The 23,477-nt window shown below is 52.2% G+C and carries 22 protein-coding genes; 10 read left to right on the forward strand and 12 right to left on the reverse strand.

Annotated elements, in window-relative coordinates; all coding sequences use genetic code 11:
• Positions 1-571: 571 nt before the first annotated feature.
• From AC07NP_RS11050 to pth, 3 genes are all read right to left on the reverse strand, one after another.
• Positions 572-1,342: a hypothetical protein gene (locus AC07NP_RS11050; protein WP_494660504.1), complete on the reverse strand. Its 771-nt coding sequence runs from the start codon at positions 1,340-1,342 to the stop codon at positions 572-574.
• A 247-nt stretch (positions 1,343-1,589) separates the two neighbouring features.
• The gene (ychF, locus tag AC07NP_RS11055; protein ID WP_203360980.1) at positions 1,590-2,684 is read right to left on the reverse strand and encodes a redox-regulated ATPase YchF; all 1,095 of its coding nucleotides are present in this window, start codon (positions 2,682-2,684) and stop codon (positions 1,590-1,592) included.
• Positions 2,685-2,800: 116 nt separating this feature from the next.
• A complete protein-coding gene (pth, locus tag AC07NP_RS11060; protein ID WP_192612443.1) occupies positions 2,801-3,385 on the reverse strand; it encodes an aminoacyl-tRNA hydrolase in 585 nt (194 codons plus the stop codon).
• A 275-nt stretch (positions 3,386-3,660) separates the two neighbouring features.
• On the opposite strand from pth, the gene ychH reads away from it, so the two are divergent.
• The gene (ychH, locus tag AC07NP_RS11065) at positions 3,661-3,939 is read left to right on the forward strand and encodes a stress-induced protein YchH (RefSeq protein ID WP_192612442.1); all 279 of its coding nucleotides are present in this window, start codon (positions 3,661-3,663) and stop codon (positions 3,937-3,939) included.
• A gap of 65 nt (positions 3,940-4,004) precedes the next feature.
• Here ychH and dauA read toward each other — a convergent pair whose 3' ends face one another.
• The 4 genes from dauA to lolB form a co-directional block, all read right to left on the reverse strand.
• Complete coding sequence (dauA, locus tag AC07NP_RS11070; protein ID WP_276294875.1) at positions 4,005-5,684, reverse strand: C4-dicarboxylic acid transporter DauA; 1,680 nt, start codon at positions 5,682-5,684, stop codon at positions 4,005-4,007.
• A gap of 124 nt (positions 5,685-5,808) precedes the next feature.
• Positions 5,809-6,756 carry a ribose-phosphate diphosphokinase gene (gene prs, locus AC07NP_RS11075; protein WP_001298109.1) on the reverse strand — a complete coding sequence of 316 codons (948 nt, stop codon included), beginning with the start codon at positions 6,754-6,756 and terminating at the stop codon, positions 5,809-5,811.
• Between the two features lie 266 nt (positions 6,757-7,022).
• On the reverse strand, positions 7,023-7,874 hold the full coding sequence (gene ispE, locus AC07NP_RS11080) for a 4-(cytidine 5'-diphospho)-2-C-methyl-D-erythritol kinase (RefSeq protein ID WP_494660505.1): 852 nt from the start codon (positions 7,872-7,874) through the stop codon (positions 7,023-7,025).
• A complete protein-coding gene (lolB, locus tag AC07NP_RS11085) occupies positions 7,871-8,494 on the reverse strand; it encodes a lipoprotein insertase outer membrane protein LolB (protein ID WP_203360983.1) in 624 nt (207 codons plus the stop codon). The genes ispE and lolB overlap by 4 nt, the downstream gene beginning before the upstream one ends.
• A 306-nt stretch (positions 8,495-8,800) precedes the next feature.
• Here lolB and hemA point away from each other — a divergent pair, with 306 nt between their 5' ends.
• Genes hemA through kdsA form a run of 6 tightly spaced genes read left to right on the forward strand, consistent with a single transcriptional unit; the run spans position 8,801 to position 14,106 of the window.
• The gene (hemA, locus tag AC07NP_RS11090; RefSeq protein WP_203360984.1) at positions 8,801-10,057 is read left to right on the forward strand and encodes a glutamyl-tRNA reductase; all 1,257 of its coding nucleotides are present in this window, start codon (positions 8,801-8,803) and stop codon (positions 10,055-10,057) included.
• Positions 10,058-10,097: 40 nt separating this feature from the next.
• Positions 10,098-11,180, forward strand: a complete 1,083-nt coding sequence (prfA, locus tag AC07NP_RS11095) for a peptide chain release factor 1 (RefSeq protein WP_203360985.1) — start codon at positions 10,098-10,100, stop codon at positions 11,178-11,180.
• On the forward strand, positions 11,180-12,013 hold the full coding sequence (gene prmC / locus AC07NP_RS11100; RefSeq protein WP_494660506.1) for a peptide chain release factor N(5)-glutamine methyltransferase: 834 nt from the start codon (positions 11,180-11,182) through the stop codon (positions 12,011-12,013). Before prfA ends, prmC begins: the two co-directional genes overlap by 1 nt.
• Positions 12,010-12,402, forward strand: coding sequence for an invasion regulator SirB2 (gene sirB2 / locus AC07NP_RS11105; protein WP_494660507.1), 393 nt, complete (start codon positions 12,010-12,012; stop codon positions 12,400-12,402). The genes prmC and sirB2 overlap by 4 nt, the downstream gene beginning before the upstream one ends.
• Positions 12,403-12,405: 3 nt before the next feature.
• Positions 12,406-13,215 carry an invasion regulator SirB1 gene (gene sirB1, locus AC07NP_RS11110; protein WP_494660508.1) on the forward strand — a complete coding sequence of 270 codons (810 nt, stop codon included), beginning with the start codon at positions 12,406-12,408 and terminating at the stop codon, positions 13,213-13,215.
• Positions 13,216-13,251: 36 nt separating this feature from the next.
• On the forward strand, positions 13,252-14,106 hold the full coding sequence (gene kdsA / locus AC07NP_RS11115; RefSeq protein ID WP_494660509.1) for a 3-deoxy-8-phosphooctulonate synthase: 855 nt from the start codon (positions 13,252-13,254) through the stop codon (positions 14,104-14,106).
• An 89-nt stretch (positions 14,107-14,195) separates the two neighbouring features.
• Here kdsA and chaA read toward each other — a convergent pair whose 3' ends face one another.
• Positions 14,196-15,296 carry a sodium-potassium/proton antiporter ChaA gene (gene chaA / locus AC07NP_RS11120; RefSeq protein ID WP_203360989.1) on the reverse strand — a complete coding sequence of 367 codons (1,101 nt, stop codon included), beginning with the start codon at positions 15,294-15,296 and terminating at the stop codon, positions 14,196-14,198.
• A 531-nt stretch (positions 15,297-15,827) separates the two neighbouring features.
• Here chaA and AC07NP_RS11125 point away from each other — a divergent pair.
• A complete protein-coding gene (locus AC07NP_RS11125; RefSeq protein WP_494660510.1) occupies positions 15,828-16,523 on the forward strand; it encodes a gamma-glutamylcyclotransferase in 696 nt (231 codons plus the stop codon).
• Positions 16,524-16,553: 30 nt separating this feature from the next.
• Here AC07NP_RS11125 and AC07NP_RS11130 read toward each other — a convergent pair whose 3' ends face one another.
• Both AC07NP_RS11130 and AC07NP_RS11135 read right to left on the reverse strand, forming a co-directional pair.
• Positions 16,554-16,799, reverse strand: coding sequence for a DUF1883 domain-containing protein (locus AC07NP_RS11130; RefSeq protein WP_276294884.1), 246 nt, complete (start codon positions 16,797-16,799; stop codon positions 16,554-16,556).
• A 324-nt stretch (positions 16,800-17,123) separates the two neighbouring features.
• Entirely contained in the window at positions 17,124-17,477 is a 354-nt protein-coding gene (locus AC07NP_RS11135; RefSeq protein WP_276294885.1) for a DsrE/DsrF/TusD sulfur relay family protein, read from the reverse strand.
• Positions 17,478-17,690: 213 nt separating this feature from the next.
• Here AC07NP_RS11135 and AC07NP_RS11140 point away from each other — a divergent pair, with 213 nt between their 5' ends.
• Positions 17,691-19,097, forward strand: a complete 1,407-nt coding sequence (locus AC07NP_RS11140) for a YchO/YchP family invasin (RefSeq protein WP_494660511.1) — start codon at positions 17,691-17,693, stop codon at positions 19,095-19,097.
• Here AC07NP_RS11140 and narL read toward each other — a convergent pair whose 3' ends face one another.
• Complete coding sequence (gene narL / locus AC07NP_RS11145) at positions 19,098-19,748, reverse strand: two-component system response regulator NarL (protein ID WP_079804583.1); 651 nt, start codon at positions 19,746-19,748, stop codon at positions 19,098-19,100.
• Positions 19,741-21,537 (reverse strand): nitrate/nitrite two-component system sensor histidine kinase NarX, encoded by a 1,797-nt coding sequence (gene narX, locus AC07NP_RS11150; protein WP_494660512.1) that lies wholly within the window; start codon positions 21,535-21,537, stop codon positions 19,741-19,743. Before narX ends, narL begins: the two co-directional genes overlap by 8 nt.
• A 353-nt stretch (positions 21,538-21,890) precedes the next feature.
• Between narX and AC07NP_RS11155 the strand changes: the two genes are divergently transcribed.
• A complete protein-coding gene (locus AC07NP_RS11155; RefSeq protein WP_494660513.1) occupies positions 21,891-23,282 on the forward strand; it encodes a NarK family nitrate/nitrite MFS transporter in 1,392 nt (463 codons plus the stop codon).
• Positions 23,283-23,477 lie beyond the last annotated feature (195 nt).

A 23,477-nucleotide genomic window follows, 5' to 3' on the forward strand; every position in this document is an offset into this window, starting at 1 on the left:
AATAAAACCTCATGAGACAACAAATTTTATTTAGACGTTGTGTAAATAGACCCGCTTTAGTTCCACGCACTTTTTGAGATCCCGACCAAGTGAACCTGGCCCAAAATCAGTGCAGTGCAGTGCAGTGCAGTGCAGTGCAGTGCAGTGCAGTGCCAAAGCGAAAGGAGATCAGGTAAAAATATACGGCAGATTCCAGTTAATGGTGGGTGTTTACCTCGGTGCTATTGTCTGAAGCATGACTCTCTACGTGATTTTGTAAGCTGATTTTTTAATCAAAAGTAAGGATGCCAGAACGTGATGTAATCTGACAGGTATCAGTATAAATAGCTGGTATCTGTCAGTTCTGATCAGATTTAATAAAATTGAATAAGTCACATTCTGATATAGCACAGTTGTAACGGGTTGAATGCGTACTTTACTCGAAAGATTTTAATTAAGGTTTCTGTGTGACTGCCTGTTAATAACATGCTCATTTAGACAGCAGAAACAGGCAGTTCATGGATGAAAAAACTAAAAAACACTGGCAACTGACCTGACTAAAGGTCTTAAAATAGAAACAAAATAATTATTTTCATGAGCCATTTTTCTTTGATAAAAAAATCTTGCCGTCATTTTCAATACTAAATCCCTTATTGCTTCTGGTAATATAAACTTCACCATGTGACCCATTATTCATATCTAAATCCTCTGATATTGAAGGAAACGATTTTTTTACATCAATAGTGTCTAGCCAGCTTGGGGTGTTTACTACATCCGCATTAAACTTTACCCGAAATCGACCACTTGTTATGGCTTCTTTGTCATTATATATAGTCACATCTTTAACTTTCATTTTCCCGATGCAAACTAAAATGGCATTGTATCTTTTTTTATCGACAGATATATATTCTTCGCCTTTTTTGGTTATTTTAAACTGGAGTCCAGGGATGTTTGTCGTTGTCTCTGTACGATGCTCGTTTTTATAATTGATAGGATCCGTAAAGTACCCATTAATACTCGACGCTCCAACAATAACCTTATCGTTAGTTTTTTCAAAAAGGCCTATGTTAGCTAATACATTAATTTGCTTTAGGGCTTTATTGTGTATTCCGTTAGTTTCTATACTAATAGTATCCCTTTTTTCATCTGTTCTCATTTCGTTAAAATAATTATCGTAATATCTTCTCTGCGTGTTGAATTCGATATCATCGAATTCACGATGAAGGTTTGAGTAAACACAATCTGAAGATATTTTCTCATTTATCAATGAGATCGCAACGTCAGAGCTTAATGTGTTATCAGCCTTATTATTATCACAAGCGCACACTAAAAATAAAGACAATAGAGCAATTTTCCTGATCATAATAAACCACCATATTAAACGTATGGGAATATTAACGTATAATACATCTTTTGGGGGGAGGATAAAAAGTCTGAAAATACACAATTAGAAGGCACTTGTAGAGTAAACTGAATTTTTGGCGAGGAGAGGTCAGGTCAGTCCAAATTGAGACTTTAGGAAAAGAAAAATCCACGCAATTGCGTGGATTTTAGCGGGTTTGTTGGTTGCCATGAGATTCAATAAAACCTCATGAGACGACAAAACTTATTTAGACGTTGAACAGGAAATTCATTACGTCGCCGTCTTTAACGATATAGTCCTTACCTTCGGCGCGCATCTTACCGGCTTCTTTCGCACCTTGTTCACCTTTGTAGGTGATGAAATCTTCGAATGCGATGGTCTGGGCGCGGATAAATCCTTTTTCGAAATCGGTATGGATTTTACCTGCCGCTTGCGGTGCAGTAGCGCCGACCGGGATGGTCCATGCGCGAACTTCTTTTACGCCTGCGGTGAAGTACGTCTGCAGGTTCAGCAGTTCGTAACCAGCACGAATAACGCGGTTCAGGCCCGGCTCTTCGATCCCGAGTTCTGCCATAAACTCTTCGCGATCGGCATCGTCGAGTTCAGCGATATCGGATTCAACGGCGGCACACACGGCAACCACGACAGAACCTTCCGCAGCCGCGATTTCGCGCACTTTATCGAGGTACGGGTTATTTTCAAAACCGTCTTCGTTCACGTTGGCGATATACATGGTTGGCTTCAGGGTCAGGAAGCTCAGGTATTTGATTGCCGCTTTGTCTTCGTCGGTCAGATTTTTCAGCGCACGCAACATGCCTGCGTTTTCCAGCTGCGGCAGACATTTTTCCAGCGCGGCCTGTTCGGCTTTGGCGTCTTTATCGCCACCTTTGGCTTTCTTCTGCACGCGGTGCAGGGCACGTTCGCAGGTGTCGAGATCTGACAGCGCCAGTTCGGTATTGATAACGTCAATATCGTCAGCCGGATCGACTTTGTTATTCACGTGGATGATGTTGTCGTTTTCAAAGCAGCGAACAACGTGGCCGATGGCTTCGGTTTCACGAATGTTGGTCAGGAACTGGTTACCCAGGCCTTCACCTTTGGACGCCCCTTTTACCAGACCAGCGATGTCGACGAATTCCATAGTGGTGGGGAGAATGCGCTGCGGCTTAACGATCTCTGCCAGTTGGTCCAGACGAGGATCGGGCATTGGTACGACACCGGTATTCGGCTCGATAGTGCAGAACGGGAAGTTTGCCGCTTCAATACCGGCTTTGGTCAGCGCATTGAACAGGGTAGATTTCCCGACGTTGGGCAAACCGACGATACCGCATTTGAATCCCATGATTTAAATCACCTTAATATCTTGATAATCAACCTGTTATAGAAAACAGATTGTAGAAAAGTAAATAACTTTGCCTATTATACACAGCGTAAGGCAAAAATGCCGCATATCCCTGCTTATTGCGCTTTAAAGGTATGCAGCCGGCTCGTTGCTTTAGTCAGGCCATCTTTGAACCAAATCTCCGTGCAACGGGCCGCTTCGTCAATGGCTTCATCAATTAACTTCTGTTCAGAAACAGGCGGTTTGCCTAACACGAAGCCCACAACTTTGTTTTTATCGCCGGGATGCCCTATTCCGACACGTAAGCGATGAAAGTTAGGGTTATTGCCCAACTTGCTAATGATATCTTTCAGCCCGTTATGTCCGCCGTGTCCGCCGCCCAGTTTAAACTTCGCCACGCCGGGGGGGAGATCCAGTTCGTCGTGAGCGACCAGAATTTCATCGGGATTAATACGGTAAAAGCTGGCCATTGCACCAACCGCTTTGCCACTCAGATTCATAAATGTGGTCGGTACTAAAAGGCGAACATCTTCGCCCTCCAGCGTCACTCGGGAGGTATAACCAAAGAATTTAGGCTCATCGCGCAGAGGGGCGCGCAATCGCTCTGCCAGTAAATCAACGAACCATGCGCCTGCATTGTGTCGGGTTGCTGCGTATTCAGCGCCGGGGTTTGCCAGGCCGACAATCAATTTAATCGTCACGCTATTTGTCCTGAGTATGTCTATCACTGGCGCGTAGTGTACTGTCTGCGGCGTCGCTTGACAAAAAACAGCGTGTGTTAAGAGAGGAACTGAATAATTTCCCTTGTGGACTATTGAAATGTCAAGGTGTTCAGAGGGTTATTTGTAAAGTTTTGTTGAACAGATGTTTGTAATTGTGATCGTTCCCGCACATGCAAAGATAACTGTTGTCTATACTTTACACATAAGGATTAGGGGTATTCCCTGCAGCAACCCAAAAGTTCCGGAGGTGACACATGAAACGCAAAAACGCTTCGCTACTCGGCAATGTGCTCATGGGGTTGGGTTTAGTGGTAATGGTTGTTGGTGTTGGTTATTCCATTTTAAATCAGCTTCCGCAGTTTAACCTGCCGCAGTTTTTCGCACACGGCGCGGTGCTCAGTATCTTTGTCGGCGCTATCCTCTGGCTGGCAGGAGCGCGTGTTGGCGGGCATGAGCAGGTAAGTGACAGATACTGGTGGGTTCGCCACTACGATAAACGTTGTCGTCGCAGCGATAATCGTCGTCACAGCTAAGTTTATCTTGCCTGTCACTTTTTAATTACCGGTCCGCAAAGGCGCAGACCGGTAATTGATAGTGATTACAAATCAGCCAGTGCGGCTTCGCGATTAGGGAAGAACGCCAGGCGACCAGGAATCGGTTGGATGCCTGCGCGCGCCATGGTACGTAATGGCTGGAACTCCAGATTACTGATTCGCAGCTCACAGCCTTCGGGTAAACGCTTCACAAAGCGCTGGAAGGCATCCAGACCCCCTGCATCCAGCACTGGTACCGCATCCCACTTCAGAACAACGATCCGTTTGCCTTCAATACGTGACTCCAGGTCGGTAAAGAGTCCTTCAGCCGCCGCAAAGAACAGTGGCCCAATCACGCGCAGCACCAGCACGTCATCCGGAACGTCGACGTTCACTGCCGCCAGACGCGTCATACGCGCGATGCGACGCATGAAGAGCAGGGACGCGAGAACAATCCCCACGCTAATAGCAATCACCATATCAAACAGTACCGTCAGTGACATACACATCAGCATGACGATGATGTCGTCCTTCGGCGCATGGCGCAATAGGTCTACGACTTTATGGGCTTCGCTCATATTCCAGGCGACCATCAGCAGCAGGGCCGCCATCGCGGAAAGCGGCAGCCAGGAAAGCAGCGGTGCCAGTACCAGAAGGGCAAGGATGACCAGGATGGCGTGGATCACCGCAGAGACAGGTGAGGTCGCTCCGGCGCGGACGTTAGCCGCAGAGCGGGCAATCGCCGCCGTCGCGGTAATGCCGCCAAAGAACGGTGCGACGATGTTACCCAGCCCCTGACCGATCAGTTCGCTATTGGCCTTATGCTTGGTGCCGGTCATACCGTCAAGCACCACGGCGCACAGCAGGGATTCAATCGCCCCAAGCATTGCCATTGAGAACGCCGCTGGAAGCAGGGCACGCAGAGAGGCCCAACTGAGTGTGAAATCGGAATCAGGCAGATTCCACGGCAGCACTAACTGCGGCAACAGTTGCGGAATGCCGTTGCCCTGTGAACCATCGGCGAGAATATAGTGGAACTGGGAACCGATGGTGGCGACGTGCCCTCCGGTCAGATTGACGATCCCCATGACTGCACAGCCTGCCAACAGCGCCGGAAGGTGTCCTGGCAGGCGGATCCCCAAACGGGGCCACAAAATCAGGGTTCCCAGGGTGACGACGCCAATAGCGGCATCGCCCAGGTTGATTGTCGGCAGCGCCATAAACAAAGCGCCGACTTTCTGCAAATAATGCTCCGGAACATGGGCCAGTTGCAGACCAAGAAAATCTTTAATTTGCATGGTCCCAATGGTGATACCAATACCGGACGTAAAGCCCAGGGTCACTGAGACAGGAATGTATTCGATCAGGCGACCAAAACGGGCCAGGCCAAAAAGGATCAGAAAAATACCGGACATCAGGGTCGCGACCAGCAGACCGGCCAGCCCAAACTGCTGCGACACCGGGTAGAGGATCACCACAAACGCGGCGGTGGGGCCGGAGACGCTAAAGCGCGAACCGCCGGTCAGGGCAATGACAATCCCGGCCACGGCAGAGGTGTAAAGGCCGTACTGCGGCGCGACGCCACTGCCGATGGCCAGGGCCATGGCCAATGGAATGGCAATGATCCCAACGGTTATCCCGGCGATCAGATCTCGAGTAAATCGAGAGGCGGTGTATTTTTCTTTCCAACAAGCGTCGATGAGGGCGCGGAAAGGCATCACATGTGAGGAAAATAATCTGTTCACAATAATGTTTCATCCATGAGCGCATCATCTGTCAACTAAATGGCAGGTGAAGGAGGCATAAGTCATACAAATAAGGACTACAGACAAAAAAACCCGCCGCAGCGGGTCTTTGAGCCGGGTTCGATTAATGTTCGAACATAGCAGAGATTGATTCTTCGTTGCTGATACGACGAATCGCTTCGGCCAGCATACCCGACAGGGTCAACGTACGCACGTTCGGCAGTGATTTGATTTCATCGCTCAGTGGAATGGTGTCACAGACAACGACTTCATCAATCACAGAATTACGCAGGTTGTTTGCCGCATTACCGGAGAAGATCGGGTGAGTTGCGTAGGCGAATACACGCTTGGCACCACGTTCTTTCAGCGCTTCTGCAGCTTTGCACAGCGTACCACCGGTATCGATCATATCATCAACCAGTACGCAGTCACGACCTGCGACGTCACCGATGATGTGCATCACCTGAGAAACGTTAGCACGCGGACGGCGTTTGTCGATGATAGCCATATCGGTATCATTCAGCAGCTTAGCGATAGCGCGGGCACGCACGACGCCACCAATATCCGGAGAAACCACAATCGGGTTGTCCAGGTTCAGCTGCAACATGTCTTCTAACAGAATTGGGCTACCGAATACGTTATCAACCGGTACGTCAAAGAAGCCCTGGATCTGTTCAGCATGCAGGTCAACGGTCAGTACACGGTCAACGCCGACGCTGGACAAGAAGTCCGCGACGACTTTTGCCGTAATCGGCACACGAGCGGAACGTACACGACGATCCTGACGCGCATAGCCAAAGTAAGGGATAACGGCGGTGATACGGCCTGCGGAAGCACGGCGCAGAGCATCGACCATAACGACCAATTCCATCAGGTTGTCGTTCGTTGGGGCACAAGTGGACTGGATGATGAAAATATCACCACCGCGTACATTTTCATTAATTTGTACGCTGACTTCGCCGTCGCTAAAGCGACCTACAGCGGCGTCGCCGAGAGAAGTGTACAGGCGGTTGGCAATACGTTGTGCTAGTTCCGGGGTGGCGTTACCAGCAAAAAGCTTCATATCAGGCACGAGAAGAACCTCAGGCATGCGTCCATTGGTGGATAGAATCTGCCAAAAACTGTGCGGGCCAGGCAATATCCTATCCAGGCGGTGTATTAAAGAGCGCGATGCAACGTCTGGAACAAGGTGACGTTGTCACCGAAACTCAGCTTGCCCGGCTTACTCCTCATCATTCACGTTTCGTGTGTGCTGGCATCGTGTACTCGCACCAGGCACATACTGCTGTATACGCCTGGCGATGGGTAAACTCGCCAACTTACTGAAACGCGGACAATTTAGAGTAACGTTTTATGCAATGGGGAGAGGTTGACACCTTTCGCCACAAAGCCGTTAAACCATTCCGGGGCTTGCTCAAGCACCTGGCGTGCATGGGACTCTGTATCGAATTCAGCAAAGACACAGGCCCCTGTACCAGTCAGGCGCGACGGCGCGTATTCTAACAGCCAGGAAAGCGCCGCATCAACCTCGCGAAAACGTTTTCTTGCGATAACCTCGCAATCGTTGCTGAATTCACATTTTAATAACGTTTCTATTGACCTTTTTGGCGTGTTACGTGGAAGTTGCGGATCTTTGAAAATAGTGGGAGTTGGGATGCTTACGCCAGGATGCACTACCAGATACCATTTCTCAGGTGGTGTGACGGGCGTCAGGATTTCTCCCACGCCTTCAGCAAACGCCGCATGCCCGCGAACAAACACCGGCACGTCCGCGCCCAGCGTTAAACCCATTTCTGCCAGTTCATCGACCGAGAGCGCGCACTGCCACAGATGATTCAGCGCCACCAGGACGGTGGCTGCATTGGAAGAGCCGCCTCCCAGACCGCCGCCCATTGGCAAACGTTTCTCAATGCGAATATTCGCACCGCTTCCCGCAGGCAGTTGTCCACGCGCAGAGGCGGTTTTCATCAGCAAACGCGCGGCGCGAACGATCAGGTTATCGTCGTTCTCAACGCCGTCGACAGGCGTTAGCAGATGGAGCTCACCATCGTCGCGTGTTTCAATGCTGATGGTGTCGCCATAGTCCAGAAACTGGAACAGCGTTTGCAACGTGTGATAACCGTCCGCACGCTGTCCGGTGATGTATAAAAAGAGATTCAGTTTTGCAGGGGATGGCCAGTGGGTCATCATTTCACAATCCAGTTATCCATTTTCAGCTTGATGCGCTGACTTCCGTCAGACAGTTCCATATTTGCAGGCATCGCAGGCTGCGTTTTGCTGTCATAGCCGCCGTAGACCACCTTCCAGTTTTTCCCGTCCTGGCGGTATTTCAGTTCGCTCAGACGGTACTTGTCGTCCAGGGTGTAATCGGTGGCATCGCCCGGTAGCCCCAGAATCCACTGGCGCAGGCTATTGAGCGGAATAGGCATCCCGGTCAGCTTGCCAATCATCTCTTCTGCGTCGTCGGCGGTATAGTGCTTACCTTTGTTGTCGACAAGCTCCACATTGCCAGGTTGAACATTCAGCTCCAGCTCCGTACTGCCCAGCGGATTCGTTAACAACAGGCGATAGCGGTCCTGTCCCGTTTGTTGCCAGAAGAAGCGGGCGTAAACCTTCTGTTGGTCAGAAATATAGGCAAATGCGCCGCGCGTCTGATATTGGTGCAGGTTGCGCACCTCCTGCTGATGCTGACGCCATTGCGGGGAATCCGGGCTTTGACCGGGGCCTTTCGGGGCGTTGATGGTACAGGCAGTGAGGACCAGGCTCGCCAGCGGCAGCAGGCGGATCAGGCGAAAATCAGGCAGGGTCATAGTGATGACAAATCCTTGTAGTACGGCGCAAAAATTGCCTGACGGCGCTACGCTTAAATCAGGCCTACAAACTCAACCCGTAGGCCGGAGCAGGCGAATGCGTCGCCATCCGGCAACATCTTGCCATCGGTTGCAGTTATAACCCTTAATGCTAGCGCCGCCACAGGGTATCGTCTATGGTCAAGTTATCTTAATTTGTGCGGTAAGCTATTACTCCAAAAGGGGGGACTCTCTTTTATTGACCTCGCGCATCCTGTATGATGCACCCAGTCTAACCTTATCAACGCTGGTACTATTCCCGCACACATGACCCTTTTAGCGCTTGGTATTAACCATAAAACAGCACCTGTATCGCTGCGAGAACGTGTCACGTTTTCGCCGGATACGCTCGATCAGGCGCTGGAAAGCCTGCAGGCGCTGCCCATGGTGCGAGGCGGAGTGGTGTTGTCCACGTGTAACCGTACCGAGCTGTACCTTAGCGTTGAAGAACAAGAAAACCTGCAAGAAGCGCTGATTCGTTGGTTATGCAATTACCATAACCTGAACGAAGAAGACCTGCGCAACAGCCTTTACTGGCATCAGGATAACGACGCCGTCAGCCATTTGATGCGCGTTGCCAGCGGTCTGGATTCACTGGTGCTGGGCGAGCCGCAAATCCTGGGGCAGGTGAAAAAAGCGTTTGCTGATTCCAGCCGGGGCCACCTGAACGCCAGCGATCTGGAGCGCATGTTCCAGAAGTCATTTTCTGTGGCGAAACGCGTTCGTACGGAAACCGAAATCGGCGCCAGCGCTGTCTCTGTGGCATTTGCCGCCTGTACGCTGGCGCGGCAAATCTTTGAATCGTTGTCCACCGTGACCGTGTTGCTGGTCGGGGCGGGGGAGACCATCGAACTGGTTGCGCGCCACCTGCGCGAACACAAAGTGAAGAAAATGATCATCGCCAACCGTACCCGCGAACGTGCGCAGGTATTGGCAGATGAAGTTGGCGCTGATGTTATCTCGCTCAGCGAGATCGACGAACGTTTGCAGGATGCGGATATTATTATCAGTTCGACGGCCAGTCCGTTACCGATAATCGGTAAAGGGATGGTCGAACGGGCGTTGAAAAATCGCCGCAACCAACCGATATTGCTGGTCGATATCGCCGTTCCGCGCGATGTTGAACCGGAAGTTGGGAAGCTGGCGAACGCTTATCTTTACAGTGTTGATGACCTGCAAAGCATTATTTCCCACAACCTGGCGCAGCGTAAAGCGGCGGCCGTGGAAGCGGAAACCATTGTTGAACAGGAAACCAGCGAATTTATGGCCTGGCTGCGCGCTCAAAGCGCCAGTGAGACTATTCGCGAATATCGCAGCCAGTCAGAACATGTTCGTGATGAATTAACCGCAAAAGCGTTAGCCTCCCTTGAACAGGGCGGGGACCCGCAGGCTATTATGCAGGATCTGGCGTGGAAACTGACCAACCGCCTGATTCATGCGCCAACCAAATCTCTTCAGCAGGCCGCCCGTGACGGGGATGACGAACGCCTGAATATTCTGCGCGACAGCCTCGGGCTGGAGTAGCAGCACACCAATCTATTTTTTACAGGGTGCATTTACGCCTATGAAGCCTTCTATCGTTGCCAAACTGGAAGCCCTGCATGAACGCCATGAAGAAGTTCAGGCATTGTTGGGTGATGCGGGAACCATCGCAGACCAGGAACGCTTTCGCGCATTGTCGCGTGAGTATGCGCAATTAAGCGATGTTTCTCGCTGTTTTACGGACTGGCAACAGATTCAGGACGATATTGAAACAGCACAGATGATGCTCGACGATCCTGAAATGCGTGAAATGGCGCAGGATGAACTGCGCGAAGCAAAAGAAAAATGTGAACAACTGGAGCAACAGCTGCAAGTTCTGCTGTTGCCACAAGATCCGGACGACGAACGTAACGCATTCCTCGAAGTGCGTGCCGGGACCGGTGGTGATGAGGCGGCGTTGTTTGCCGGCGATCTGTTCCGTATGTACAGCCGCTATGCCGAAGCTCGCCGTTGGCGGGTGGAGATCATGAGCGCTAACGAAGGCGAGCACGGCGGGTATAAAGAGATCATTGCCAAAGTAAGTGGTGACGGCGTTTACGGCAGACTGAAATTCGAATCCGGCGGCCATCGTGTGCAGCGCGTCCCGGCGACGGAGTCACAGGGGCGTATCCATACTTCCGCCTGTACCGTAGCGGTGATGCCGGAAGTACCCGAAGCGGAACTGCCGGACATCAACCCGGCCGATCTGCGTATTGATACCTTCCGTTCATCAGGGGCGGGTGGTCAGCACGTTAACACCACCGATTCGGCAATCCGTATTACCCACTTGCCGACCGGCATTGTCGTCGAGTGTCAGGACGAACGTTCACAGCATAAGAACAAAGCCAAAGCGATGTCGGTGCTGGGGTCGCGCATTCGCGCAGCCGAAGTGGCAAGACGTCAGCAGGCGGAAGCGTCTGAGCGTCGTAACCTGTTGGGCAGCGGCGATCGCAGCGATCGTAACCGCACCTATAACTTCCCGCAGGGGCGCGTGACCGATCATCGCATTAACCTGACGCTTTACCGTCTGGATGAAACAATGGAAGGTAAACTGGATATGCTCATTGAGCCGATTGTCCAGGAATACCAGGCCGACCAACTGGCAGCGTTGTCTGAGCAGGAATAATGGATTACCAGCACTGGCTGCGTGACGCGATAAGCCAATTAGCGCAGAGCGAAAGCCCGCGTCGCGATGCCGAGATCCTTCTGGAGCATGTGACCGGCAAAACGCGTACCTTTATCCTGGCGTTTGGCGAGACGGCGTTAACCGATGCGCAGTGCGATCAACTGGCTGAGTTACTTGCTCGCCGCCAGCGGGGAGAACCCATTGCCCATTTGATTGGGGTGCGTGAATTCTGGTCGCTGCCGCTGTTTGTCTCTCCGGCTACGTTGATCCCGCGTCCTGATACCGAGTGTCTGGTCGAGCAGGCGCTGGCGCGTTTGCCTGCCACCGCATGCCGCATTCTTGATTTGGGAACCGGTACTGGCGCCATTGCGCTGGCGCTGGCGAGCGAACGCCCGGACTGCGATGTGGTTGCGGTCGATCGGATGGCCGACGCGGTCGCGCTGGCATTGCGTAATAAAGCGCATCTGGCGATCCCCAATGTACGAATCCTGCAGAGCGACTGGTTCAGCGCATTGCAGGGGCAGTCGTTTGAGATGATTGTCAGCAATCCGCCGTATATCGACGCGCAGGACCCGCATCTTTCTGAGGGCGATGTACGATTCGAACCGCTGTCGGCGCTGGTTGCTGGTGATCAAGGGATGGCGGATATTGCGCACATAATTGCGCAGGCGCGTCATGCGCTGACCCCCGGCGGCTTTCTGCTGCTGGAGCACGGCTGGCAGCAGGGGGCGCTGGTCAGAGACGCGTTCAGTCAGGCGGGGTACACGCAGATTGAGACCTGCCGTGATTATGGCGATAACGAGCGTATCACGCTTGGGCGTATCGCGTTATGACGACGTTTAACCTGCTTCTTGGTGTTCATCTCATCAGTATTGCGCTTTCAGTCAGTCTGCTGACGCTACGTTACTGGTGGCGTTACAGCGGTAATCCGCGGGCAACGGCCCGCTGGACACGGATTGTGCCGCCAGTCATTGATACCATATTGCTGCTGAGCGGCGTGGCGTTAATCCTTAAAACGCACGTCCCGCCATTCACCGAACAAGGTACATGGCTGACTGAGAAGTTGTTTGGAGTTATCATTTACATCGTTTTGGGTTTTATTGCGCTTGATTACCGTCAGGCGCGCAGCCAGCAGGTGCGTGTGATCGCTTTCCCGCTGGCGCTGGTGGTGCTGTACATCATCATTAAACTCGCCACCACAAAAATACCGTTACTGGGGTAAGTCATGAAGTCGTTAGCTGATTTCGAATTTAATAACGCGCCATTGTGCGATGGGATGATCCTGGCATCGGAGTCGATCCGTCTGGATTTCCCGACGCAATCTGTCTACGACGAGCTGGAACGACTGGTCAGTCTGGCGCACGAAGAAATTAGCCAGCTCTTGTCTCAGGATGAGCAGCTGGAAAAACTGCTGGCACTGTTTTATGGCGAATGGGGATTTACGGATATCCAGGGCGTCTACCGTCTTTCTGATGCACTATGGCTCGATCAGGTTCTGAAGAACCGGCAGGGCAGCGCAGTCTCGCTGGGGGCTATCTTACTGTGGGTGGCTAACCGCCTGGATCTCCCTCTGGTTCCGGTGATTTTTCCGACGCAGCTGATTCTGCGAATTGAATCACTGGAAGGGGAAATGTGGCTGATTAACCCGTTCAACGGTGAAACGCTTGATGAACATACGCTGGAAGTCTGGCTGAAGGGCAATATCAGCCCGGTGGCGGAACTGTTCAATGAGGATTTAGATGAAGCCGATAACGCTGAAGTAATCCGTAAATTGTTGGACACCCTGAAGTCATCATTAATGGAAGAGCGGCAGATGGAGCTGGCATTGCGTGCCAGTGAAGCGTTACTGCAATTTAATCCAGAAGATCCGTATGAGATACGTGACCGTGGATTGATTTACGCGCAGCTGGAATGCGAACATGTTGCGCTGACCGATTTAAGCTATTTCGTTGAACAGTGTCCGGAAGACCCGATCAGCGAAATGATTCGTGCGCAGATTAATACTATTTCGCACAAGCAAATTGTACTGCATTAATTTATCGACATTCTTACTCATCACTAAGGCGATCCTATGAAACAAAAAGTGGTTAGCATTGGCGACATCAACGTGGCAAATGACCTGCCGTTCGTGCTGTTTGGCGGTATGAACGTGCTGGAATCCCGCGATCTTGCGATGCGCATTTGTGAGCACTATGTGACTGTTACTCAGAAACTGGGTATTCCTTACGTGTTCAAGGCCTCTTTTGATAAAGCCAACCGTTCCTCGATTCACTCTTACCGTGGTCCGGGCCTGGAAGAAGGGATGAAAATCTTCCAGGAACTGAAGCAGACGTTTGGCGTGAAAGTGATCACCGACGTTCATGAAGCCAGCCAGGCGCAGCCTGTTGCGGATGTCGTTGACGTGATTCAGTTGCCAGCGTTCCTCGCGCGTCAAACCGACCTGGTTGAAGCGATGGCGAAAACCGGTGCCGTTATCAACGTGAAAAAACCCCAGTTCGTAAGCCCAGGTCAGATGGGTAACATCGTCGACAAATTCCACGAAGGCGGTAACGACAAGGTTATTCTGTGCGACCGCGGCGCTAACTTTGGTTACGACAACCTGGTTGTCGATATGCTGGGTTTTAGCGTGATGAAGAAAGTCTCCGGTAACTCTCCGGTTATTTTCGACGTCACCCACGCACTGCAGTGCCGCGATCCGTTTGGCGCAGCCTCTGGCGGTCGTCGTGCTCAGGTTACCGAACTGGCGCGTGCCGGTATGGCGGTGGGTCTGGCGGGTCTGTTTATTGAAGCACATCCGGATCCAGCCAACGCAAAATGTGACGGTCCGTCTGCGCTGCCGCTGGCTAAACTGGAGCATTTCCTGACCCAGATTAAAGCGATTGACGATCTGGTGAAAAGCTTCGACGAGCTCGACACCGAGAACTAAGTTGTCCCGTTACTACGTCGACTGGCGTTTAAGCGCCCGATGTAACGACATAAAAAAACCCGCAGCGCGGGTTTTTTTACATTTGTGGGTCAGGCAAATATTGTCATCAAATAGGCGACAAACAATGCCAGATGCGCAGCGCCGTTCAGGACGTTGGTGCGTCCCGTTGAGAATGAGATATGGCAGAGGACTAACGACGCCACCATTACCACCATTTCGGGTGCGCCTAACCCAAAGACCAGATCGTTGCCGGTGGCCCATGCAATCAGCGTAACGACCGGTACGGTCAGGGAAATGGTCGCCAGCACAGAACCAAAGAACAGATTCATGGCGCGCTGTACCTGGTTGCTCAATACCGCTTTCAGCGCCCCCAATCCTTCAGGGGAGAGAATCAACAGCGCCACCAGGAAACCGGTAAATGCCACGGGCGCATTCATTTCGGTCAATAACATTTCCAGCGGGTTGGCGTTCATTTTTGTCACGGCAATCACGGCAATCAGATGGACGATCAACCATATCGCATGCCACATATTGCTGTGTGCTGAAGGTTTGCCGTGATGCGGGTCATCGTCGTCACCCTCATCTTCATGCTCGTAGATAAAAAGGTTTTGGTGCGTTCTGGTTTGAATCAGTAAAAATACGCCATACATTGCTGCGGAAATCGCGGCAACCAACAGTGCCTGACCGGTGGAGAAATCCGCACCCGGCAGCGCCATTGGAAAGACCAGAACGATAATCGCCAGCGGAAACAGGGCAATAAGATATTGCTTAATACCAAACAAATTCACATATTGCGTGGCAAATTTACGGCCGCCCAGCAGTAAAGAAAAACCGACCAGGCCACCCGTCACGATCATAATGATCGAATAGAGCGTGTCACGCATCAGGGTTGGCGCAGCATCGCCGGTTGCCATCAGGGCAGAAATTAAACTCACTTCGAGAATAACCACCGAAAGGCTTAAAATCAGTGAGCCATAGGGTTCGCCGAGGCGATGGGCTAATACATCCGCGTGACGGACAACGCTGAACGCGCTGCTTAAAATACCAATAAGGGCAAGAATATTAATTCCGATGACCGCTGGTAGTGACTGACTGCCTCCCCACAGGAACAGTACCACCAGGGCTACAACCGGGAAAATAAGCGAAGACTCCTTGTGGCGGGTTTTTACCGCCTCATGCGCATGCGTCATTATGATTCTCCATCTGTGCAGGTGCTTTTAATTATAAATGTAACAAAGATTGTGAAAAGTAACAGAAAACGGAGTCTGACCAGAGTGGTTTTACGAAATTTTACCGCATTGCCGCCTAGTGCAGGCAAAGTGAATAAAAGCATCTATCTTGTTTATAGAGTATTTAAATAACAGCAGATTAGTATTTAGATAAAACAAAAAATAAGCGCAGCAAATTAATATGTGAGATGCGCTGTACATCATTTCACTCCCGGAAAAGACGTTGTGTGCAGACGAAAGGGGCGTGAGAAAAGAGTACGAAAATGTAACGATGCCAGATGAGGAGAAAAACCGAATAGTATCGTTTCCAGAGAGTTAGTGATTCCTGCGATACGCACGATGAGCAATTGGTGCGCCGCAGCAGGGCAGTTGTCTTGCGTGCGGCCGGTGAATTGCATATTGTCCTGTTATTGGTTTCATAATGAACAGCAAAAATGCCCGGAAGGCGTCAAAAAAGTGTCACAGGGAAGTATGCAGTGGCGGAGGTGTAAGGTGTTAACGCGTGATTTTTTATTAAATGCCGACTGTAAGACGGCATTTGGTGCTATTGAAGAATCACTACTCTGGTCAGCAGAACAACGGGCAGCCTCACTGGCGGCCACGCTTGCAGGTAGACCAGATGATGGACCGGTGTGGATCTTTGGTTATGGATCGTTGATTTGGAATCCGGCGTTAGAGTTTGATGAGTCCTGTACCGGCACCTTAGTCGGCTGGCATCGGGCATTTTGTCTTCGTCTGACGGCGGGGCGCGGTACGGCGTGTCGGCCTGGCCGCATGCTGGCGCTGAAAGAGGGCGGGCGCACCACCGGCGTTGCGTACCGGCTACCTGATGACACGCTTGAACAGGAGCTCATGCTCTTGTGGAAGCGAGAGATGATCACCGGGTGCTATCTGCCGACATGGTGTCAGTTAGCGCTTGATGATGGCCGGACGGTGAATGCGCTGGTCTTTATTATGGACCCCCGTCATCCGTTGTTTGAATCCGATACCCGGGCGCAAATCATTGCGCCATTGATTGCCCGCGCCAGCGGCCCCTTAGGCAGCAACGCGCAATACCTGTTCTCCCTTGAACAGGCGCTGGTTAAGTTGGGTATGCAGGATGATTGCCTGAACGAGCTGGTGGCGAATGTCAAAGCGCTGCTGGGGGATGCGCCATCAGAAGGCGTTCTCAGACCCGGTTTTGCCTAAACCTGGCCCCTGCAATCAGGGGCCAGATTATCAGGCTGCAATATAACTGATCGAGTGCTCCAGCGATTGACTGTGGGCGTCGATCAGCACATTCCATACACCGGTGTACGGTACGGTCAGCCAGGCGTTGTCACGATCCTGCACGCTTAAAATATCGGTCTGCGTGTCTTTGGCGTGTGTGCTGTCACTCATTAAATGGATGTGGCAACGCCCGGAACAGCGAACCACCACGGTATCCCCGCCAAACAATTTCAAACTTGTTTTCACTAATGCCATTTTTCACCCCGTCCTGAAATCAACTGACTTCCTTGCGGAAGAACTGCGTGATGTTGTTCACATTTCGCTCATTGCATAACACCAAAGGGGAGAGTTGCGGATGCTGATTTTGATCAAAAAATGGCATGACGATTCAACAAAACTGATAAAATTTCTCAGAAACGTTTCAGAGGCGTGATAACTTTTGGTGAATAGATGTCTGTATAAGATTAAATTCGAAAATGCCGTACATTTTCAGCGAGCTTGCCTGTCGACGACCACTGGCAGGCAAGTTCGGGCAATGAAAAGTTCGCTGAAATAGGCAGGTCATTCCAGCGACGAACCTCAGAAGGTGAGCACTTTATCGGCTGCCAGCGTCCACTGCGCCAGTTCGACAAGCGTGCCGACTTCCACGCCATCAATGAGTGGCAGGGCGGTAATCCCGCGACCGTCGGCGCAGGTCTTACATAATTTCACCGGTACGTTCTGGGCGGTCAGAATTTCCAGCATTTGCTGAATATTGTAGCCCTCGGCAGGTTTCTGCCCGCGCAGACCCGCTGTCACCGCATCAGACATCAGAAACAGACGCAGATCCAGGTCGCTGGTCTGTTCGCGCAGTGCGATGGCCAGACGCAAACTGTTGAATAACGACTCACTGCCGTAAGCCGCGCCGTTGGCGACGATCACTATCTTTTGCATTTTGACTCCTGTTCTCCGGGATGAGCTAATCTTCCTTTGGGTATGTTACCGCGCAAGTGGAGCATTACCAATCAATGTCTGGGAGAATTACCACCCCGGTAAAGCGTAAGGATATTCCTGAAAGCGTGAGAAAAAGCTGCAAAATGGACGTTGAGCAGGTATCTTTTAACGTTGTGACGTCTGAATTCACTGATGTAAGAAGCCGCTGACGATTTGAGCCGTATTGTTTTTCGTTTACTCCCCCTCCCGTTACTCTTGCTGCTGGCAGGCGGTATTGCCAGCGCCCAGTCTTCGTATATCCAGCAGGCGGAAAACCCCTTTGACAACAATCATGATGGCCTGCCTGATTTAGGCATGGCGCCAGAATCCCGTGACGGCGAAAAACACTTCGCTGAGGTGGTCAAAGCGTTTGGCGAAGCCAGCATGACGGATAACGGTCTGGACACGGGCGAACAGGCGCGCCAGTTCGCGCTCGGGCAGGTACGCGATGTGGTCAGCGAAGAGGTGAATCATCAGCTGGAAACCTGGCTTTCACCGTGGGGCAATGCCAGTGTGGATATGCAAATAGACAACGAGGGAAAATTCAACGGCAGCCGTGGCAGCTGGTTTATCCCCTGGCAGGATAACGCGCGTTACCTCACCTGGAGTCAACTGGGGCTCACCCAGCAGGATGAGGGGCTGGTCAGCAATGTCGGTATCGGACAACGCTGGGCGCATGACGGCTGGTTACTGGGGTATAACACGTTTTACGACAATCTGTTGGATGAGAATTTGCAGCGTGCCGGCGTCGGGGCAGAAGCATGGGGAGAAAATCTGCGGCTTTCTGCCAACTACTATCAACCCTTTGCCTCCTGGCGCGAGGATACACCGACCGTCGAACAGCGTATGGCACCGGGATACGATATTACGGCGCAAATGCGCATGCCGTTTTATCAGTATCTCAACACCAGCGTTAGCGTCGAACAATACTTTGGCGACAGTGTGGATCTCTTCGATTCCGGTACGGGCTACCATAATCCGGTGGCGGTAAAACTGGGATTAAATTACACACCTGTGCCGTTGGTGACCGTGACGGCACAGCATAAGCAGGGCGAAAGCGGAGTGAGTCAAAATAATCTTGGACTGAACCTCAACTATCGCTTTGGCGTACCGCTCAAAAAACAGCTGGCGGCCAGCGAAGTGACAGAGAGTAAATCTCTGCGTGGAAGCCGTTATGATTCGCCGCAGCGTAACAATCTGCCGACGATGGAGTACCGGCAGCGCAAAACGTTGACCGTGTTCCTGGCGACGCCGCCCTGGGATCTTCAGCCGGGCGAAACGGTGCCACTCAAACTGCAGGTGCGCAGCCTGCACGGGATTCGGCATGTGACATGGCAGGGAGACACGCATGCGCTGAGCCTGACGGCGGGCGCCAGTGCCGACAGCACAGAGGGTTGGACCATCATTATGCCTGCCTGGGACAGTCGTGATGGAGCGACAAACCGCTGGCGGTTGTCGGTGGTCATTGAGGACGAGCAGGGTCAGCGCGTCTCTTCCAATGAGGTCACGCTATCACTGACCGAGCCGTTTATGGCAATGCCGGAGAATGACCCTCGCTGGCAACTGCTCCCGGAGGAGTAATCAGAAAATACGTTCCTGATGCACCCATACGGCGGCTTCAACGCGAGATTTCAGCTTCATCTTCTTCAGCATATGCTTCACATGCACTTTTACCGTACTTTCGGTAATGTCGAGGCGACGGGCAATCATCTTGTTTGGCAAACCTTGGGCGATCAGTTTCAGAATATCGCGTTCACGTGGCGTCAGTTGGGTCACGTCACGATCGGACGTTGCGCGATTGGCGCGCAGGCTGGCCGCCAGCACCGGGGTCAGGGCTTCGCTTAGCACCATTTCGCCTGCCGCCGCTTGTTGCAGGGCTTTTAACAGATCTTCCGGCTCCATGTCTTTGAGCAGATAACCGTCCGCACCGCGTTTCAGCGCCGTCACGACATCTTCTTCATGGTTGGAAACGCTAAAGACCACGATCCGCCCGGAAAGCGCTTTTTCACGCAGTTTGTCGAGTGTCTCCAGCCCGTTCATCCCCGGCATATTCAGGTCAAGCAGGATCAGATCGGGATCGAGTGATTCCGCCAGTTCGATACCCTGTTCGCCGTTGCTGGCTTCGCCCACCACGCTAATATCGGGCGCCATACTGACAAGCTGCTTTACACCGGTACGCAGCATCGGATGATCGTCGATCAACAGAATGGTTGCAGGTTCCTGATTATTCATGGGTATCTCCTTGAACTTCTTTGAAGTGTGTTTCGGGAATAAAGATGACAGAAACTTCTGTACCGCCAGTCTCACGGCGGCGTACACGACAATCGCCGCGCAAACTTTGGGCACGATCGCGCATAATAATCATGCCATAGTGATTACTGCGTTCTGCATTTTCCGGTACGCCGCAGCCGTTATCCCGGACGGTCAGTTTAACCTGATTGCCATTTTGCTCCACCGTCACCACCACCTCGTCCGCCTGTGAATGTTTGAGGGCGTTACTGAGCGCTTCGCGGGCAATTTGCAACAGGTGAATGGCCTGATGTGAAGGCACCAGTCGGGGCGGCAATTGATAATCAAGCTTGACCGTAAAACCAAACCGGGCGCTGTATTCCTGGCAACTGGACTCCAGTGCAGGCCGAAGCCCGGCTTCCGTCAGTTGTAAACGGAAGGTGGTTAACAGCTCACGTAACTGCGCCCACGAGGCATTCAGTTCATTGCGGATCTGACTGAGCAGCTCCCGGCTGCTTTCTGGCAATGCCTCCCCCTGCATCTGCAGACAACTGACCTGCATTTTCATGCAGGAGAGCGATTGTGCAATCGAATCATGCAATTCGCGGGCAATGGTGGCACGCTCTTCCATCACAATCAATTGCTGCTGACGCTCCTGGTGCCTGTCCAGCGCCAGCGTGGCGGTGAGTTGCTCGACCAGCGTATCGACCAGTTGCTGTTGATCGTGACTCAGATGGCGACCCTGCGGCAACGTGGCCAGCAGAATTCCGTACTGGGTATGGGCGTCGGTCAGTCGCCATTTCAGGGGCGTTCCCCCTTCAATGCCCGGAAGGACGTCGCGAGGGCAGAGATGACAGCCCTTATCGTCACAACTGATGTCAGACTGACAGGTGAATTCCTGATGATTGTCTTCATCTTCGAAGTCATAAACGCGCAGCTCAATATCGTGCAGCAGCGTTAAATTTTGCAAACCATTGAGGACTGGCGACAGCCGCTCACACAGTGGCGCCTGTGAATGCAGACGACGGTTAGCCTGCCACAGGAAGGAGAGGATCTGGTTTTTATGCTCCAGACCGGCTGTTTTCTCCTGGACTCTCTGCTCCAGCACCGCATAACTTTCGGCCAGCTCTTCCGACATATTGTTGAGGGCGGTTCCCAGCGCGGCCATCTCATTGCGACCGCTAATGTGGGCGCGCTGGGTAAAATCGCGCTGACTGACGGCGCGGGCCATCGACAGTAACTGTTTCCACGGTTGAAGCAGACGGGCGCGCAGCCAGAGAATCGTGAAGACCAGCAGCAGCGCCATAAACACCGCCATCACCCGGTGCACCATGACCACGCGCTCAATACGCATTTCCGTGGTATGGTCGAAGGCCGTCACCAGCTGATCCAGCCCGGCTACGAAGCGGCTGACATCCTCCGCGACGGCATGCGCGCTCTGCGCTTTTTGTAATCCTGGCGACAGCTCGTCGCGCCAGTAATTCTGTAGCGCTTTAAGCTGTTCATGTTGTCCGTCGCGTTCTGCCGCACGGGTTAGCTCCGGGCTGAATGCCGTTTTGTCCATCTCATCGAGCCATTTTTGATCGCTGGCATCCAGCGGTATCGCCGCCAGCAGGCGATAGCTTTGCATACGTAGCGAACCGGCTTTGTTGATGGCGTGAGCACTGCCTTGTACCCCCTGAACCAGCCAGCCAGAGACCGCCATACCGGCGAGGCCAATGGCGGTGGAGAGCATGACGATGAGCGCTACCTGGTTAACCAGCGTGAGCGGGGAGAGACAACGTTTAAACATGGTGACTGCGTCCTTCGGGCCTTCGCTTCCTGTCTGTGGAAAGCCTTAATGAATGATGATGTTGCCGGGATACCACGGCTGTGGCGTTATTCTCGGCTATCCCCTGGAGTATACCCATACCCACAACGGGTTACCTCTTAATTGCCGTGGGTGGGGGAGTGATCGGCAGGGGAGGACGAGGGGCAGACAGGGCCGTGAAAAACCACATCTTTTTTGTCGAAAAAGCCTACTCACTTAGGGTGATGATGATTTTTCGGTGGCAATAATGACGCATTTTCCTTTGATTTATATCAACTTACCTCCGGCTGTAAACCCTAATGTGGCAGACATCGAATCGAATATCAGAGGTGTCTATGAGTCACTCATCCGCCCCGGAAGGGGCATCAGGCGCAGTCATTACCGAATGGCGACCGGAAGATCCGGCATTCTGGGAACAGCGTGGTCAGGGGATCGCCAGTCGAAACCTGTGGATTTCCGTTCCCTGCTTGCTATTGGCGTTTTGTGTATGGATGTTGTTCAGTGCTGTTGCGGTAAATTTGCCGAAGGTGGGCTTTAACTTCACCACCGATCAGCTCTTTATGCTAACGGCATTACCCTCCGTTTCGGGTGCGTTATTACGCGTGCCATACTCCTTTATGGTGCCGTTGTTTGGCGGTCGCCGCTGGACGGCGTTCAGCACCGGGATCCTAATTATCCCGTGTGTGTGGTTAGGTTTTGCGGTACAGGATACCTCCACGCCGTTCAGTACGTTCATTGTGATTTCGCTGCTGTGCGGTTTTGCCGGGGCAAACTTCGCGTCCAGTATGGCCAACATCAGCTTCTTTTTTCCGAAGCAAAAGCAGGGTGGCGCGCTGGGTTTGAACGGCGGGCTGGGTAATATGGGCGTCAGTGTGATGCAACTGGTTGCACCGCTGGTGGTTTCCTTGTCTATCTTTGCCGTGTTTGGCAGCCACGGCGTGGAACAGCCGGACGGCTCTCAGCTGTATCTGGCGAATGCCGCGTGGATTTGGGTGCCGTTCCTCGCCATTTTCACCCTTGCTGCCTGGTTCGGCATGAATGAACTGGCGACCTCAAAAGCCTCTCTCAAGGCGCAGTTGCCGGTACTCAAACGGGGTCATCTGTGGATTATGAGCCTGCTGTATCTGGCGACTTTTGGTTCCTTTATCGGCTTTTCGGCCGGGTTTGCCATGCTGTCGAAAACGCAATTCCCGGACGTGCAGATCCTGCATTATGCCTTCTTCGGTCCGTTTATTGGCGCGCTGGCGCGTTCCGCTGGGGGCGCTATTTCCGATCGTTTAGGCGGGACTCGCGTGACGCTGGTTAACTTTGTCCTGATGGCCCTCTTTAGCGCGCTGCTGTTCCTGACCCTGCCGACGAACGGCACCGGGGGCAGTTTTATCGCCTTTTTCATTGTGTTCCTGGCGTTGTTCATGACTGCCGGGCTTGGGAGCGGGTCAACTTTCCAGATGATCTCCGTTATTTTCCGTAAGCTGACGATGGATCGTGTCAAAGCCGAAGGGGGAACGGAAGAAAAAGCGATGCGTGAGGCCGCGACCGATACTGCGGCAGCGCTGGGCTTTATCTCGGCGATTGGCGCCATTGGCGGCTTCTTTATCCCGAAAGCATTTGGCACTTCGCTGGCGCTAACCGGCACGCCCGTCGGTGCGATGAAAGTGTTCCTCATATTCTATGTCGCCTGCGTGGCCATCACCTGGGTGGTATACGGACGTCATTCTAAAAAATAAAAAACTCGCAGTTGATTATCCTTTGCGCGGCGTTAGACCGCGCTTTTTTTTGCCTTTAATTAGTTACAACATACTTATGTATTTGAACAATGGGAGCAGAGAAACGGCATGATCATACGTTGTGCGTGGCAGGGGCATACCCCTTAATACCCACCTGTAAAGAAACTTGCCTGCAATAATCTTTGGTGTTCAATA

This window comes from Citrobacter sp. GW821-FHT07H02, from assembly GCF_059418505.1.